This window comes from Scytonema sp. HK-05 (assembly GCF_963872035.1).
In the GTDB taxonomy this organism is placed as follows: Bacteria; Cyanobacteriota; Cyanobacteriia; order Cyanobacteriales; family Nostocaceae; genus Kalymmatonema.
The window spans coordinates 25,436-42,365 of the sequence record NZ_CAWMYC010000111.1; the positions used below are offsets into that span (position 1 = coordinate 25,436).

Annotated in this window: 17 protein-coding genes; 13 read left to right on the plus strand and 4 right to left on the minus strand. The window is 42.2% G+C overall.

Annotation, left to right across the window (positions count from 1 at the left end; genetic code table 11):
• The first annotated feature begins 71 nt into the window (after positions 1-71).
• Positions 72-1,808, plus strand: a complete 1,737-nt coding sequence (locus AACT52_RS21720; RefSeq protein WP_073633329.1) for a S8 family peptidase — start codon at positions 72-74, stop codon at positions 1,806-1,808.
• A 204-nt stretch (positions 1,809-2,012) separates the two neighbouring features.
• Positions 2,013-2,291 carry a hypothetical protein gene (locus AACT52_RS21725; RefSeq protein WP_073633330.1) on the plus strand — a complete coding sequence of 93 codons (279 nt, stop codon included), beginning with the start codon at positions 2,013-2,015 and terminating at the stop codon, positions 2,289-2,291.
• Here the strand turns inward: AACT52_RS21725 and AACT52_RS41470 are convergent.
• Entirely contained in the window at positions 2,251-2,466 is a 216-nt protein-coding gene (locus AACT52_RS41470; RefSeq protein WP_443216663.1) for a CU044_2847 family protein, read from the minus strand. The genes AACT52_RS21725 and AACT52_RS41470 overlap by 41 nt on opposite strands.
• On the opposite strand from AACT52_RS41470, the gene AACT52_RS21730 reads away from it, so the two are divergent.
• Positions 2,363-2,635, plus strand: coding sequence for a hypothetical protein (locus AACT52_RS21730; RefSeq protein WP_143172848.1), 273 nt, complete (start codon positions 2,363-2,365; stop codon positions 2,633-2,635). The two genes, AACT52_RS41470 and AACT52_RS21730, sit on opposite strands and share 104 nt — an antisense overlap.
• Positions 2,636-2,643: 8 nt before the next feature.
• Here AACT52_RS21730 and AACT52_RS21735 read toward each other — a convergent pair whose 3' ends face one another.
• Entirely contained in the window at positions 2,644-3,825 is a 1,182-nt protein-coding gene (locus tag AACT52_RS21735; protein WP_073633331.1) for an esterase-like activity of phytase family protein, read from the minus strand.
• A gap of 343 nt (positions 3,826-4,168) precedes the next feature.
• Complete coding sequence (locus tag AACT52_RS21740; RefSeq protein ID WP_073633332.1) at positions 4,169-5,713, minus strand: TM0106 family RecB-like putative nuclease; 1,545 nt, start codon at positions 5,711-5,713, stop codon at positions 4,169-4,171.
• Positions 5,714-5,906: 193 nt separating this feature from the next.
• Between AACT52_RS21740 and AACT52_RS21745 the strand changes: the two genes are divergently transcribed.
• From AACT52_RS21745 to AACT52_RS21790, 10 genes are all read left to right on the plus strand, one after another.
• Positions 5,907-7,097, plus strand: coding sequence for an aminotransferase class V-fold PLP-dependent enzyme (locus AACT52_RS21745; protein WP_073633333.1), 1,191 nt, complete (start codon positions 5,907-5,909; stop codon positions 7,095-7,097).
• Positions 7,098-7,464: 367 nt separating this feature from the next.
• The gene (locus AACT52_RS21750; RefSeq protein ID WP_073633334.1) at positions 7,465-8,544 is read left to right on the plus strand and encodes a glycosyl transferase; all 1,080 of its coding nucleotides are present in this window, start codon (positions 7,465-7,467) and stop codon (positions 8,542-8,544) included.
• 143 nt (positions 8,545-8,687) lie between these two features.
• On the plus strand, positions 8,688-9,170 hold the full coding sequence (locus AACT52_RS21755) for a hypothetical protein (protein WP_073633335.1): 483 nt from the start codon (positions 8,688-8,690) through the stop codon (positions 9,168-9,170).
• Positions 9,171-9,181: 11 nt separating this feature from the next.
• Entirely contained in the window at positions 9,182-9,439 is a 258-nt protein-coding gene (locus tag AACT52_RS21760) for a hypothetical protein (protein ID WP_073633336.1), read from the plus strand.
• 27 nt (positions 9,440-9,466) lie between these two features.
• Entirely contained in the window at positions 9,467-9,883 is a 417-nt protein-coding gene (locus AACT52_RS21765; RefSeq protein ID WP_041041526.1) for a secondary thiamine-phosphate synthase enzyme YjbQ, read from the plus strand.
• Between the two features lie 40 nt (positions 9,884-9,923).
• Complete coding sequence (locus AACT52_RS21770) at positions 9,924-10,670, plus strand: hypothetical protein (protein ID WP_073633376.1); 747 nt, start codon at positions 9,924-9,926, stop codon at positions 10,668-10,670.
• A gap of 85 nt (positions 10,671-10,755) precedes the next feature.
• The gene (locus tag AACT52_RS21775) at positions 10,756-11,559 is read left to right on the plus strand and encodes a Nif3-like dinuclear metal center hexameric protein (RefSeq protein ID WP_073633337.1); all 804 of its coding nucleotides are present in this window, start codon (positions 10,756-10,758) and stop codon (positions 11,557-11,559) included.
• Between the two features lie 564 nt (positions 11,560-12,123).
• Positions 12,124-13,296, plus strand: coding sequence for a glycosyltransferase (locus AACT52_RS21780; protein WP_073633338.1), 1,173 nt, complete (start codon positions 12,124-12,126; stop codon positions 13,294-13,296).
• Positions 13,297-14,199: 903 nt separating this feature from the next.
• On the plus strand, positions 14,200-14,451 hold the full coding sequence (locus AACT52_RS21785) for a hypothetical protein (RefSeq protein ID WP_143172849.1): 252 nt from the start codon (positions 14,200-14,202) through the stop codon (positions 14,449-14,451).
• Positions 14,369-14,680 (plus strand): DUF6679 family protein, encoded by a 312-nt coding sequence (locus AACT52_RS21790; protein ID WP_073633339.1) that lies wholly within the window; start codon positions 14,369-14,371, stop codon positions 14,678-14,680. The genes AACT52_RS21785 and AACT52_RS21790 overlap by 83 nt, the downstream gene beginning before the upstream one ends.
• 97 nt (positions 14,681-14,777) lie before the next feature.
• Here the strand turns inward: AACT52_RS21790 and AACT52_RS21795 are convergent, their stop codons facing one another.
• On the minus strand, positions 14,778-16,448 hold the full coding sequence (locus tag AACT52_RS21795; protein ID WP_073633340.1) for an MBL fold metallo-hydrolase: 1,671 nt from the start codon (positions 16,446-16,448) through the stop codon (positions 14,778-14,780).
• Between the last annotated feature and the right edge of the window lie 482 nt (positions 16,449-16,930).

Here is a 16,930-nt window from a genome sequence, read left to right on the forward strand (position 1 = left end):
GAATTTATAATTCATACTTATTCGACTTATCTTGCTAAGATGTTCCAGAATTACACTTCAATTGAGGTCAAATGAGACACGAAAAACTATCTCCAGGACTGCTAATAGCATTTGAAGATTATCAACGGGAAGGACAGCAAGCTTTAACTCCACAGGTACGAATGCTGAGTATCATTCCTCCCAAAAACAATCTCAAGCCAACCCGTAGCGTAGTTTTTATCTACTGTGACGAGCATGCAGACTTGAGCCATTTGTCACAACAAGGTATTGAAGTCAACCAAAATGTAGGACACGTCCGGACGGCTTTCTTACCTATAGAAAGTTTAGACACCTTATCTGAAGACCCTGCTATCGAGCGCATCAAGCCATCACGTAAACTAAAACTGCGCATGGACGTTGCCAAGAACGCAGTTCATATACCGGAGTTTATAAAGAAAAATAACGGGCTTACTGGTAAGGGAGTTCTTATTGGTATTATCGACAGCGGTATTGACCCGAAGCACCCCGCCTTTGAAGGGCGTATTTTACGCATTTGGGATCAAACACTGTCTGGTCCTGGAGTGCTAGAGGGCAAATATGGAGCGGAATTAACTGGCTCACTACTCACAGTTTCTCAAGATACAAACGGTCACGGGACTCACGTTGCTGGAATTGCTGCTGGTGTGGATGCGACATATGGCGGTGTCGCACCAGAAGCAGAATTGATCATCGTCAGGAGTGATTTGGATGAAGGTCACATTGCTGATGCTGTTCGCTATATTTTCCGGGTGGCCCGAGAATTGGGGCGTCCAGCAGTCGTTAATATGAGCTTGGGCGGACACTTTGACCCTCACGACGGAAGCGACTCGCTGTCAAAAATTATTGACTCTGAAACTGGTCCTGGACGTATAGTTTGCTGTGCTGCGGGTAACGAAGGCAACGATAACATTCACGCTCAAGCAATTGTCAAGGCTGGTAAAAGCCATACCATGCGTTTCAACGTGCCATTAAATCAATCAAGTATCGCGTTGTTAAACGGTTGGTACTCTAGTGCTGGTCAATTGGAAGTGTCTCTACGTAGTCCTAACGGTTTCGTCACACCCTTCCAACCAGTCATTGCTGAAGGTAATTATACAAAGGAATACACCTTGCAAGATTCGCGGGTGCAAGTCGCAACACCAAGACGCGATCCAGCTAACGGGGACTATAACGTTTTAGTACAAATTCGCGGTACAGCTAACAACAAGTTTAGTACCCCCGTACAAGGTGGAATTTGGCAATTGCGGTTCAAAAACACTTCATCCAAAGATGTGCGGTTGGATGTGTGGACATTAGATGGAGCAACATTATTCACAGGTAGAAGTGTGGCTGACTCGGTGAAAGTTGGTTCCCCTGGATGTGCCAGCAATGCAATTACAGTTGCTGCTTATACAACTAAAGTGAAGTACACTGACATAGACGGCAAAGTTGAAGACTTTGGCTTCCCTGTGAATACAATTTCTGATTTCAGCAGTGAAGGACCGCTGCGAAATGATGTTCAAAAACCGGATGTCGCAGCACCAGGCGCAATGATTGTTTCCGCCCTCTCCTCGAATGCCAATTTCGACCACTCAATGATTATTAATTCCAAGTTTATGGCGAATGCTGGTACGAGTATGGCAGCGCCCTTCGTCAGCGGCTTGGTAGCACTGCTGTTGCAGCGTAACCCCAACCTCGATCCCGCTGCTATCAAAGAGTTGCTTCGTAAAAATAGTTCCATACCAGGTAAACCAGCAGGAACCTTTGATTATAAATGGGGCTATGGACTGATTGATGCGCTTAATCTCTAGTTGGACGTAGCAAGGAGGAGGCCCCAGCCTCCCAGCCCTCGTTCCCAGGCTGAGCCTGGGAACGAGAATATAGAGGCTCCGCCTCTTATTGAGATTGTTGCAAGATGTCAGTATAAAGGTAGTTAATCGCAACCTCATAAATTTGATAGGTTAATTATAGGGCAAGCTATTTTGCTTGCCCTTGTTAACTTACTGGGAGGTTTTATGAATTATCAAAAGCTGGATAGCGCCCTTGCAGTAGCGCTGAATGATGTCGATAACCCACAAGAACCTAGTTTGAATGTTTTCATTCAGACCCAACCAGATGGAAACTCGACAGATGCACCTGCCATGTTAGAAAATTTAGGCGTCGCTGATGTGACGCCGGGAAAGGATATCTTCACAGCAACCTTATCACCAAACGCAATTTCTCAGTTGTCGGAACAGCCTTGGGTGCAATATATCAAGCTGTCTCAAAAAATGCGTTTGCTGAATCGTAGATGAGGAGCTTAGATTTAACATCAAATTTTAAACGACTTTCGGCTGAGCCTTCGGTAATGTAGAAAATACCAGCTTTGCCAGCCATTTTCACACTAAATTTGAGTGACGCTTCCTCAATCTCCGCTGCACTAAAAAGAATTGTTGGTAAATATAGCGCTTCTCCTTTGGATGAAGTCATTATTTATCTGTGTCCATCTGTGTTCATCTGTGGTTTTTATTTCTTAATGTATTGCACTCAACACTTGAACCACTATAACGCTGGCAAAGAGGGGCAAATCAGTAGCGATCGCTTTGAATACATTAACATAACTAACCGTATTACCTCCACTTCCCCACTTACTTATTAACTTACTTATTAACGATTAGACTTAGGAACTAAACGCCGCAATAATCTGATGAGGGGTGATTCCACCTTGAGTCTAAAAGCGAGTATCTGCGTTCTCTGAAGAGGATTAAAGTTATTGTCGCTCACAAGGATTAATGACTGACCATCAGGTAGTTTGGGACCGAGAGTTAAGCCTTCGATATTGTCTAGCGCCACATCCAGTTGTCTCAAATCAAAAAGCGGTTTTTTCTCTGTAGCTTTGATGTTCTTAAGGTCAACAGTTAAAAGGCTATCGATATCATGAATATCATCAGCACCTTCCAAGGAAATTTGAAACAGCGCAATAGAAAACCCAAAGCCAGTAAAAGTCCGCTCTAAACTTAGGAAATGACCTTGATTGTCAAGAGCAACTAAATCAGTTAACCCGCTCGAAAATCGACGAGAGAAATTCAAAAATGGTGTGACTGGTTCAGTCTGGTAAAGAAATTCTTTCTCTGGCTCACCAGTAAGCAAATTATATTGTAATATCCGGCAAGGACTACCCATTTTTGGTTTGGCTTCGGGACCATCTTGAACAAGAGCATTTTCTGTAGCTGTAAACAGATACTTTTGGTTAGGTGTGATAGTTAGAGATTCAAACGCTAAATTCTCACGGATACCCTGTTTCCCGCTTTGATTTGGTAAGAATTTATTAGGAATTGGTAGCGTTGTCAGTTCCTTCCCAGAAGATATTGAAAATTCTTTAATAAAAGGTTTTATCTGTTTACTATTATCGCCTTCCGAAGAAATATAAAGAGTTTCTTTATTAGTTAAGCTGATACCTTCTGAATCGATACTACCAGTAGGAAAAGGTTGGCTACTTTCGTTTAATAGTGTGGTGACGCCAACAGGTACAACCCCACCATCGGTTAGCGAACCCTTACTGAGGTCAATTTTCAAGGTGTAAAAGCGAGCAGGAGCTTTTTCGCTACGGTCATCAGATATTGTGTAATAAAGTTCTTTTTTTGCGTCGTATGTAATTCCAGAAAATCCTCCCATTGGAGTTTTTTGAAAAGAAAAATCTGTGGGGAAAGTAGCAGAACCTATAAAATCTATTTCAGTTATCGGAAAAGCTGAAGCAGGTAGATTGATGAAAAATATACTGACAATTAAAATCGGAATAAGAAAGAAAATAATTAGCCGAAACTTCAAAAACTTTTTGAGGTGCTGCATTGTGAGTTATTAGACTTATTGCAAAAGTATGGTCAATGAATATTTAGAATCACAGATGCACAACGGACACTTGCTATCTCCTGTGGAGACGCTGCTTTAAACAACAGGGGGAACTCCCAAGGTGCAGTGTCCTCCAGATTAACACAGATGATTATAGTGAAAATCAAAGCGCTCAGATTCCCGACTTCTTTGAGAAGTCGGGAATCTTGTTGTTAATCTGTGGTTTCATTTTCAAAAAGATTGACTTTTGCACTCTTGTTTATTGCTATGTGAAAACCACAAACACGATATCACACTAGCAATTAACTTGGTAGTTGGCTTGTATTAAGGGCTTAAGCGCTGACTACGAACGAGTATTCTGAAAAAAGTTCACAAGCCAGTCTTTCACGCTGTGGGTTGCGCGGCAGTCGTCTTCGTTGTAACGTTGGATAATTTCTAGTAAAGAGCGATCGCCTGTTTTTAACCACTCATCATACCAGTAAATACACTTAGCACCGCTTGCTTCTGGATCACGCCACTTAAACCCCAACCATCGAGCAATTGCTTTTAAAGCATAACTTTCTACAGGCAACGCCACGTTTTGCGTTAACACTTCATACACATCTACAAACCGCCTGAGTACGGGGTATACAGAGGTGTACGGAGTGTGGTACTCCTTTGCGAGTCGTTTGACTGTATCAAATTCGTAAACACAAAAATGATAAATTGGTGCATCTGGATATTGCCAAACCAAATCCAGAAATTGTTGCCAAATAAATTTTTCTTCTTCTTTTGTTTCTGCCAAAAAAGAATAAAACTGTTCTGTCTTGGCTTGCCTATCAACAACCAGAACCCCCAAGAGGTAATCTAAATTCAAGTCTGGTTGCGCCTCAATATCAAAATATATCTCTACAGGAGCTGTAAATAGGATATCGTCCCTATAATCATCTACCTGTGTAGCATCTGTAGCAGTGTTTGTCGCTTTGTCGAGGCAAACAGCAGTGTTAACAGTACCATCTACAAGATATTCTTGCTTTGATAATAAGTATGGTATAATTAGCGGACGGTTTTCTAGGATAGATTGCGCTTGCAATATCAGCTTGGGCGCTACTATGCTGTCGAAACCAGGTAGGTTTTCCAGTTCAGTGGCGCGAGTTGTCGCTAAAGATTCTACTGTTGTTATATCTAACGCTTGGAGTTGTTTGTAGCGAACAGGTGTCACACCTGGTAACAAAGACAGGTGTTTCTGAGATTGGGCGACTGTATAACAATGACTGTACCAAGGGCAAAGACTGCATCGTTGACGAGAGATGAATACTTCCGGCGCTTCGTCTGTTTCCAAAGTTTGAATATACTCCTCCAGAATGCGCTGCATTTGTGGCATCCATTTGGATATATCCACAGGATAACTCACCTCTTTGCCACGCAACATCAGCCAAGCTGTTTCAAACTCAACTTGTTGCACCATCGCCAACACATAAGCGTGAAATGCTGCTACAACCTGATACTCTTGTTTAGGACGCTTACCCAGTTCAATACTTACTGGAACGTACATCCAATCTCCAAAGCGCGATTGTCCTCTGTGCTTAACGAGAATATCTGGACGGCTTAGTAGCGTGTGTCTTTCAGAATAACTTGCTAACAGCACCCCTCGATGAATGCACTCAACCCCCTGCTGCATCAACTCTAAAGTTGCTGCAGTTCCTGCTTTCCAATCTCTGTGCCCATATTGTGGTTCCTGATATGTAAACTGTGTCAAAACACTCATCTGATGAGCGATTTTGTCCTGATACAGTTTAAGCAGCAAGTCATTAGCAGCATCTCGCCGACTTTTGTCACCGTGAATGTCTAAAAAAGGTCGGCGCTTGCAGCGTTGGTATTGCAGCAGTAGTTCAGCATTAATTAACATTCTCTTAAGGTAACAAGAATTCGCACTTTCTGGCAGTGATCCAAATAACTAAAGTTGATGTTACTATGCATACTTTTTGGGAAAGTGGGGAAAGTCTATAAGCAAAGGAGAGTAGGAAAAGTAGGAAAAGTAGGAAAAGTAGGAAAAGTAGGGGGAGAATAACTAATATCTAGTGACTAAAGATTAATGCTCAATGACTAGTATTTCCGCATCACCAACCAAGTTGCATCAGTACCGACAGCTATTTCCAGCTTTGGCAAATAAGACGTATTTTAACTATGGCGGTCAAGGACCAATGCCACAAACCGCTTTGGATGCTATTTCTCATGCGGAAGCTTATATCCAGCAAATAGGTCCTTTTGGTAATGAAGTCGGTCGTTGGGTTGGACAAGAGGTGAAAGCTGCTAGAGTGGCGATCGCCTCTGAGTTAAATGTACCACCCGAAACAATCACCTTAACTGAGGATGTCACTGTTGGCTGTAATATTGCTATGTGGGGTCTTGATTGGCAACCTGGCGACCACATTCTGCTTAGCGACTGCGAACATCCAGGTATCATCGCAACAGCTCAGGAAATCGGGCGTAGGTTCGGTGTTGAACTAAGTACTTGTCCCTTAATGGCAACTTTAAATCAAGGGAACCCCGTTGAAGTCATCACTCAACATTTGCGTCCAAAGACTCGCCTTGTGATCTTAAGTCACGTTCTTTGGAATACAGGTCAAGTTTTGCCTATTGATAAAATTGCTGAAATATGCAGAAATAACTCTGTCAGACTTTTGATAGATGCCGCTCAGTCCGTCGGCTTATTGCCTTTAAACTTAACTGAATTGGGAGCTGATTTTTACGCCTTTACCGGTCATAAATGGTTATGCGGTCCTGAGGGTGTCGGAGGTTTATATGTACGACCAGAAGTACGAGACAGCCACAAACCTACGTTTATCGGTTGGCGCAGTATTGTGCGTGATAATCAAGGTCAGCCTGTGGGTTGGCAACCAGATGGACAACGCTATGAAGTAGCTACATCTCATTATCCACTGTACACAGGGTTAAGGGAGGCGATCGCCATTCATCAGCAATGGGGAACACCAGAGGAACGTTACCAGCAAATTTGCCATTACAGCGAATACTTATGGCAACGATTACAAGCGATATCCGATGTCAAATGTTTGCGAACTTCTCCACCAGAAAGTGGCTTAGTCTCGTTTCAACTCACAAATCAAAAACCTAACGCTAGCCGTGAACTCGTTGTCTTTTTGGAGTCACAAAGATTATTTACTCGGACAATAGCCGATCCGGATTGCGTACGTGCTTGTGTTCACTATTTTACTCTAGAATCAGAAATCGACCAACTGGTTGAAGGAATTCAACGATTTTGTCAAATTTAGGTATTAAGCCATACCCCAATGCGGTTCTGATCTTATCTGAACCCTTATCAGGAACAGAATGTAGAGACGCTTCAAACAGCGCGTCTCTACCACAGGTAATTTTTCACACATCAACCTGAACTGAACCGTATGGAGCCATACCCATGCCTAATAATTAACAAATAGACTTCTTGCATAAGTATGATTAATAGACATTTACAACCGCAGATACACGCAGAAAAACGTAGATAATTTATCTGTGTCCATCTGTGTCCATCTGTGGTTTTTTTTCATAAAATTGACTTTCGCAAGAGGTTTCACGTAGAGACTTAGCATGCTACGTCTCTACAACGAACAATTCATCATGAATAATTAAGTCATATCTCCAATGGATAGACCAATTTTATACATAGCTATCACCAATCACGGCTTTGGTCATGCAACCCGCGCCGCAGCCGTCGCCGCGACAATTCAAAAGTTATGTCCAGAAGTGTTACTTATTATCGTCAGCACAGCACCACGATGGTTGCTAGAGTGCTACATAGAAGGGGACTTTATCCACCGTCCCCGGGCAATGGATTTAGGTGTGGTGCAAGCAGATAGCTTGACAATGGATAAAACTGCAACTTTAGAAAAATTACTTGAGATCAAGAAAAACCAAAATTCCATCATTGCTTCTGAAGTCAATTTTATCCGCCAAAATCGCGTTAATCTTATCTTGGCGGATATCCCCTTCCTTGCCAGCAAAATTGCCAAAGTAGCTGACATACCCTGTTGGATGATGAGTAACTTTGGCTTTGACTTTATCTATCGAGATTGGGGTAGTAGCTTTACAGAGATCGCCGATTGGATAAGTGATTGTTACTCGAAGTGCGATCGCCTGTTTCGTCTTCCTTTTCATGAACCGATGCAAGCGTTCAACAATATCACAGATGTAGGCTTAACAGGCGGTTCTCCTCGCTACTCTTGTGAAGAAGTAAGATCCACATGGGGAATCACAGCCCCAACAGAAAAGACTATCTTACTTACCTTTGGCGGCTTGGGTTTGCAGCAAATTCCCTACGATAATCTAAAGCAATTTCCAGATTGGCAATTTATCGCCTTTGATAAGTCTGCCCCCGATTTGCCAAATATAGTGCCAGTCACTGACCACAAATACCGCCCTGTTGATTTTATGCCAATTTGTGGGCGAGTTGTTTCTAAACCGGGTTTCAGTACCTTTGCTGAAGCTACACGTCTGCAAGTGCCAATTGTTTCAATCACTCGCCATGAGTTTGCAGAAGCAGCTTTTTTATTAGAAGGTATTACTCATTACAACCAACATCAAATTCTTACCCCATCTGAGTTTTTTCAGGGAACTTGGGATTTTCTCAACCAACAACCCAATCAACCCAAGCAATCCCAACCTATTGCTAAGGATGGGAATGAGACCATAGCTCAAGCTGTGCTCAACTATTTGCATCTCTAAAAACTAAAGCCGTAAAATCAACAACACAGCTTTTTAAGGGAAGCTACTTGCTAAGGAGGATAAGCTTTTTACAGCTTTAAGCCGTAACAGGTGCTGTAAATTAAGTTTTTTTTATACTAATTTATCTATTTCTAAGTTTTGTCATGGAACAAAATCTATCTTCCCTGACTTTGAGCTTAGCCTCCCAGGATATACGTCGAGTCTTAGACAAACAAAAGGAAGAACGGCAAATTTTACTCACTCAGACGAATATCCTGTTTGTGGCAAACAGTGCATTGCTCAGCGTTCTTACCATCGCAAGGCTGCTTTCCGTCTTCAGCCTGTTCAGTATTACAGAAGTTACATTATTTTTGATAAACTTTACACTACTGATCAATGCTTTGCTGCCACGGCAATTCGTCATTACTCCCAACCCAGAAAATGAAAAATTTTTGGAGGGTTATCTAGCAATGCCACCTGAAGAATATCAGTTGCAGATGCTAGTTAATCAAGTAGAGACTTATAATGCTAACAAGCAGCCTATCAACGGCAACTTGCAGTCGTTATTCTATGCTGCTGGTGTAACTTGGGGAATTGCGTTGGTTGCCTTGTCGCATGTAGTAGCTCTCTATTTTATACCTGATTAGCAGCAACATTTATGAATTCTTCCAAAAGATTTAATGCCACAGAATCTGATAGTAGGTCTTTGCGTTTGCCAAAACCAGATGCAGCAAATATTACAGTTCTAACCCCCAACTTACCTAATAAACCGATTCTTCCTTGGACTCACTTCGACTCTCCTTGGCTAGAGAGCGAAGAAAATCATCCACAAGAAGAAGGCAAAGAGGACGATTTAGAGTCAACACTCAACACTCAAGAGTCCACAAACTCTGAACCAGAGACTGATGACTCATGATTCATGATTGATAAATAATGTTTAAAGATGACGCACTACCAAAAGTTATTGAAGGTTTCCACCACTGGTAAATCTTTACATAACATTACCCAAAAAATTGAAGACGCAGTCGCCGAATCAAGAGTTGAGACAGGGCTGTGCGTTCTGTTTTTGCGCCATACCTCAGCCAGTTTGCTGATTCAAGAAAATGCCGATCCAGATGTACTCAAGGATTTAGCCAACTTTATGGCAAAAATCGTGCCAGAATCAGCCCAGTACATTCATGATGCTGAAGGTCCTGATGATATGCCAGCACATATTCGCACAGCTTTGACCCACACATCAGAAATTATTCCTATAAATCGAGGTCACTTAGTATTGGGAACTTGGCAAGGAATTTATATCTGGGAACATAGGCAAAGAAGCCACACTAGAGAATTGGTTGTTCACATTTCTGGTTCGTGAAAATAATTTTTTAGCCGAAGTGTTGAGTGGTTTTAATGATATGAAGCAAAATCGGAAAATAACTCATGCTTTTCGACTTCTTGATGAAATCCTCACCCAGCATACAGCTAGTCCTTTGTCACTCAATCCACACAAGACCTTCGCTACCAGCTTTGTAGAACTGGGGAGTTCAATTGCTGAAAAAACTTGTGATATTCAACTGATAAATTCTCTAAGCAATACATTGGAGCGTATGCTTCGTGCCATGTTACACAACTTTCCAGAAAATATTTTCTGGGATTTTGATTTCATTGTCAGCAGTATGCTCAAACAGGCTTTGGTAGCAGAAGCCAGTGCTGTGTCTTTTGTAGAATCTTTTGGCGATAAGATAGTGTCACTGATGGAGCTGTTTGGCAGCCAATCCGAAATTCGCTTTCGCTACGTCCACGACTTTATATTTGGGTTTGATTGGGCAAAATGGGTACAAAACGAAGCCCAAACTCGCGCTGTCATTGAACCTTTCAGTCTGACTTTTTTGGATTGTTTAATCTCAAAAGGTAAAGGAATTTTACAACTTATTCGTGTTGGGGATGCCCGATATCATCAACTTCGTGAACAATGTTATCGCAATCCCTTCTGCTTTTCCCGAGAACCAGAGGATGAGCAACGCCTGCTGACGTATCTTGCAGCACAACAACTTATTCCCGTGCCAGCATGGAATTGGAATGCTCGCCCCGTTTGGAACAAACCTTTCCACCAACTGCGCGAACAGTTATCATTAAAACTTAATATTCCTAAAAATAGTTAATATAGTTCAAAGTCAATAGTCTGTCGTCCAATCCTGATGACTGATGACTGATGACTGATGACTAATGACTAATGACTAAACAATAATGAAAATTGCTGATTTGATAACCTGGTTTGAAAAATGGGCAAATCCAGCTTGGCAAGAAAGCTGGGATAATTGTGGCTGGCAAATTGAACCTGGAGTATTGCAGGAAGATGCGCGGGTATTGGTTTGTCTAACACCAACTTTGGCGGTGATGGAAGAAGCGATCGCCTTGCGCAACTCTGGTATTGCTGCGAATCTGATTTTCGCTCACCATCCTTTGATTTTCAGCCCACCCAAGTTTTTGCGTAGTGGCGACGCCATAGGCGAAATGGCGCGATTGGCGTTTACCCACAATATTGGTATTTACAGCGCCCACACGAATTTCGACCAAGTGGAGGATGGGACAGCTGATGTTTTAGCTCAAATTCTACAACTCAAGGAAGTTTCTCCTGTCGTACCCACTCAACCAGGTTTAGGATATGGGCGCGTTGGGAATTTAGAGCCATCTTTAAGTTTAAAAGAATTACTCGCAACAATTCAAACCCGACTTGCTCCTTCTCATTTGGTTTCCTCGCCAGTGGCAAATTTAGAGCAGGCGATTTCTCGAGTTGCTGTTTTGGGTGGTTCGGGAGCTAGTTTTATCTCGGCGGTAGTGAAAACAGGTGCTCAAGCTTATTTGACTTCTGACTGTAAGTTCCATCAGTTTCAGGAAAGCCGCGATCGCAATCTGATTTTAATTGATGCTGGACATTACGCTACAGAACGCCCAGCATGCGATCGCCTGGTGCAAAAGTTTCAGGATTTAAACTTAGAGTGGGTACAGTTAAGCCAAAAGGATGAGGATTTCCGGTCGTTTTTTCAATAATTATGCAGAAACTTTAAAGTGGTAATTTCACAAATTATCTATTTTTTTTAAGATATCTTTAAATAAAAAAAACTTTTTTAACCTATCCTTAATAAAAGATTATTCTACGCTGTGCGTTAAAGCAATTGCTAGCTATACAGCTGTGTTAACCATTTTGGTCAACTTGGGCGCTGTTACTCAATCGCGGAATGATGCTAAGAAATATAAATTTTTCTGATTCCGTAAAATCTTAATTAACCCTTGAATAAATCTACAAGGGTTCAAATCAGAGATATTCTATTTCATACTTCCATTCTGCAACGCCACTTGGACTAGTGTAGCTACAACTTTACTCCCTGACCCCACAAGTCGGGAATTTTGCAACAAGGGAGTGGATCGCGGCAAGCTGGAAGATCTTAGCAGAATTTGGACATTGAAATTTTCGGTTTCTTTGTATCTACCTACTAAATTTTGCTTTTCAATCAACTTGTTCAGTGTAAAGAGTAGCCAGTAAGTATTAACCAGGGAGAATTTGCCAGATTTGGAACAATCAAAATTATTTTTGAACGAAAGGAAGTCAATTGTATGTCACAAAAAACCGCCAATATTTTTCCTGAACAACCTCGGGTATTACTGGTATCAATGCGTAATTTGAAATTACATGTTTCTCGTTCCGCACCTTATGAGTTTGAGGATGTCATTTGTGGTTGTGACACAGTTGATTTAATTACACCAACATTCAATCCTAATCTTTTCAAAGTAACTAACAAGATAGCAAACCAGGCAGCAAAAATACTAAACAATGGCGAATTGCTTTCATCATTAGTTAACTATGAATTTAAGGTAGATAAAGAATATGATTTATTTTTCTTTTTCTGCCAGTCAATTCAAGATATTTTGGTTCTCAATTCTATCAAAGGCTGGCGGGATAAATGTCGGCATGCCGTTTGTTGGTTAGATGAAATCTGGCTGAAAGATATTGAGAGTTCGCAAGTTCAACTACGGCTTTTAAAAAAATTCGATGATATTTTCATGAACTTTAGTTCTAGTGTGGCTGAGGTTGCTGATATTGTCCAACGTCCCTGCCACTCTCTCGCATATGGAGTTGATGCTGTCAATTTCTGCCCTTATCCACGTGACCTTTACCGCTGTATTGATGTCTTAAGTATTGGACGCCGTTCACTAGTTACTCACGAAGCTTTACTAAAACATAGTGAACAGGAAAAACTCTTTTATATCTACGACACTATAAAAGATTTATACATGGCAGACTACAGATATCATCGAAGTCTCTATACGAATTTTGTGAAGAGAAGCAGTTATATGATAGTCAATAAAGCAAAATTTGATTTAATAGGTCAAAGAAATCCTCAAGAGGAAGTAGGCCCACGCTTTTTTGAAGGTGCTGCTGGGGGAACAATAATGCTAGGTGTTCCTCCCAAATGCGAGGCTTTCACCGACAACTTTGACTGGTCAGATGCGGTGATTGAGATTCCTTTCGATAGCCCAGATATATCTAATATCATTGCTGATTTGAATGCACAGCCTGAACGTTTAGCAAAAATACGTCAAGACAACATTATTAACTCGCTCCTACGGCATGACTGGGTCTATCGCTGGGAAAAGATTTTGGCAAGAGTGGGGCTTGATGTCACACCAAGAATGCTAGAACGAAAAGCTTATCTCAAGAAGTTAACCGAAATGGTAAACATACCAGAAAGCTGCGACCAAAAACCCCAATTCGCTTTGGTGGATTAAGATACTCAGAACCAGTTGCTGAGGGTGCATCTCATTTATATCGAATAAAGATGAAAAATTAAGAGTCAGTACTGGTGCAATTTTGTGAATAGGGATTGAGACAGAGGTACTGTGGCGCTTTATCAATATCTTTGCGCCACAGTCTATGTCTTGTAGTTGAACGTAGAGAATTCATTGATAGTATAAAATTTACTAAATTTTTTTTGATAACCAGTGCATTTTGGTAAAAATTGTGTACATTCATATCTATGAAAAGCAACGATAGTAGAGGAAAGACATCTGTAAAAATAAGTTCACCTTATAAAATTAGCAGTATGCTATAAGAAAAAATATCTATCAGATGGGGTTGATTTACATCAATGAACAGGAAATACAAGTATCCAAGCTGCTGGGGATATGCTAAGACTCAGATGATTTGACAGCCCTACACAACGCAGTTCCTGCAGGTCAAATTGAACGCGAAGCATCCTCGAAACTGGCAATAAATTTCCTAAGGGACTACCAAAAGCTGACACGAGCAAAAGCGTTAGGCTTACGCCGTGCTAATCAGGCTAATAAACGTGTAAAATCAAGCAAAAAAATTAAGCTAAAAACCTTGAGGTGTTGTTGTCTAAAACCATGAAGGTTACAAGAGAATAAGCTAAGATCAAGTACATAGGGGTAAAAGTAAAGCAGAGTCCCCAGACTTCCCAGCAATGCCAATGACTACAAGTAGTCAACTAAAACAACCGCAAGTAACGCCTGTTTTGGAGTATCATTTATTACAACATGGTTGGAAGAACTCACCAGCAACTCTTAACTTGGTCAGGACAAATCCGGAATTATGTGACTTCTATGAAGTCAACATTTTTTGAATGACCTTGACAGAGATTGAGTTCAACTGGTGCAGTAACCGGGAACTTTATGACCCAAAAAGCCCATATAACTGAAAACGACAAACAAGTCTTTGGCTTGGGTCAAGAAGGATATCTTGACTTAGTTCGGTTAACGAACTTTGAAAAGGTCTCCTCTACTTGGGGCACAGCCCAGATGTTGACAGATTTAACTAACTATAAAAAGGCAGAAGCAGTAGATGCTACACCGCAAGATTTATCAATTGTGTTGCGATGGGCGGGAGGTATGCGTGTTCTTGCGGGACCAGCAACGCTGGATTGAACGCGCCCGCATCCTCGATATAGAGGGAGATTTAGTCACCCTACGTTATGAAACAGAAGAAGAAGATGAAGTTTGTTCTTGGGAGGAAATGGTTCGGCTTGAAAGCATTGGCGCTGTAACGCAAAAATTAGCTTCAGTGCCACGCGGTAATGTAGAACCTCTTTTAACTGAAGAGTGTCCGGAAGCTGAACGCATCCGCAATCGTTTCACTGATTCAAATCCAGACTAATCAAGAATGAAGAGTGAAGAATGAAGAGTGAACAAAAAAACTATCCTTTTTTGTGTTGCTTTCTTCGTTCTTCGCTTCTTGGTTCTTCTATCTTTTCTTACAGGTCAGCACTTTTGTCGCTGTTACGTTCAAAGGCAGGGCAGTAACCTTCAAGAGTCACCTTGAAGTTATACAGTGGAGACGCGGGATTCCAACACCGCTGTCCTCTTTGATGTCGGCAGGTACCACAGCAATCAACGTCTGACCAAATGAAGCGATCGCTATTTTGATTAATCAGTTCTCTTTGTGACAGCGCCCGCAATACCAATTCTTCTCCTTGCCAGCGGGCTTCAATCAAACCTGTGTCGGCAAACTGTCGCCAGCGGGGATCGGCAGTAATCGCGTCGGGTAAGGTAATCGTGACTACAGTTCCTAATTCTGTAAGTTCGCCTTCATAATTGGTTTCCGGGGCAGCTGGTTGTATAAATGTTTCACCAATCGGCAGTTCCACCAATGTGCCAGCTGCTGGAGAATGGAGATGGTAGCGATTTTGCAACTCTTCTAAGCTTGTCAGGTCTGCCAAGTAAGCAGGAGAACCGTGGACGAAGATGACGTGCTGCGGTCGCAAATTATGAATCAGCTGCGTAGTTCCAGGACCATCGCTATGTTGGGCGAGGAGATACGTTTCGACAGGACACAGCAGTGAGTATTCGTCGTTAATTTTTATATTGGTTTTCTCTGGTAAAAGGGTGAGCCAAGAGCCAGTATTAGGTTGGCAGTATTGTCGCAAGTCAGCTGTAAAATCAGTGAGAATAATACAAGAATTGCCAATCTCAGGGCGCTGCTTTGGTTCGATGCGACGCACGCGCGGACGTATCCGTTCATCCCAAAATAACGGTTGATGGCGGGCAAAGTTTTGTACTGAGGAGGGGAGATTGGGTAGCAATTCTAGGTAAGCGTCGCATCCAATGGCAACAGTACCATCAACCCAGATATCTAAATCCCTTCCGGTGAAATGGTGATGACTGCGTAAAAGCATCAGCAGTTCTTGACCGAGTCCCAAAGTGGGTGTGGGGAGGATCACAGAGGAACCCTCAGCGATCGCTCGATTAATTCTTTCAGCAAGTTGATTTTCTTGACTCCGGCGGTGGGGATGGCGGGAAGTCCCATAACTCCCTTCAATAATCAGCACATCCAATTCTGTTCCCCGCAATTCTTCCAAGCGCAAACCTTCTACCAACCGCGAGTTTGATAAAAAAAAGTCGCCTGTATACAGTAGCCTGTAAGAGCGTTCTGGGGTAGTATACGTCAGGAGAATTGCCACCGCTCCAGGAAGATGACCGGCGGGAAATAATTCTGCCACCAAACCATCTTTGAATTCTATTGGCGATCGCAATGGCAGCGCTTGACAAAATGGCGCGACTTGTTCACCATGTTGATCAAGCCAATTTAGAGGCAGCAATTTGCTGGTTACTTCGCTAGCATATATTGGTAACAGTGGAAATGCCTTGTGCAGTGCTAGCAACCCTTTAGCATGATCTGGATGGGCATGACTCACCAAGACTAAATCCGCTGGTAGTGAACTTTCTCGACGTGCGGGTTTTTTCAACCCCCTGACTAAAGGCGAAGTATCCGCCAAACCACAATCAAGTAGAATGCGGTGTGGTCCCATCCGCACCAACAAACAAACGCCCTCATCGTCGTGGTGAACCCCAAAGGGCAAACATTCTAACCCACTCGCCGCGTCCCCCATATCAACCCCAGAGGATACCGACAGGCGATCGCTCATGCTCTCCTCCCCTCTAACTTCATCTCTATGGACATTTGTCCAAAGCCAATTCCATAGCGGAGGACGCTTGCGTATGCAAGCGTCCTTCCAACAAAAGCAGGTGTCCATAAACGGCACAACCCGTGGATAGTTTTTCCTTCCACACAGTGTCCATCGCCAGTTCAGTTATCGATCCCCACACCATCGCAATGCTTATCTTCGTTTGGTTAACGTGGACATACCAAACTTGTGTAATATAAACAAGTGAGTGATGAAGATTCTTCAAACTAAGGACTGTGGGGGGGTTATCCAACCCAGGCAATTGGCGTACCTGAAGCGGGACTGATTGCTTTTGTAACTTTAATGGGCAGAGCCATTACCATGATAGTTATCTGAATCGTAATATCCATTTTTCGTGCCAAAGAACAAGCACGAAACTGTGAAGACAATTGTTAATCCAGCTAAAATCAGCTTTACATCCATAAGTTTTTTGCCCTTTACGA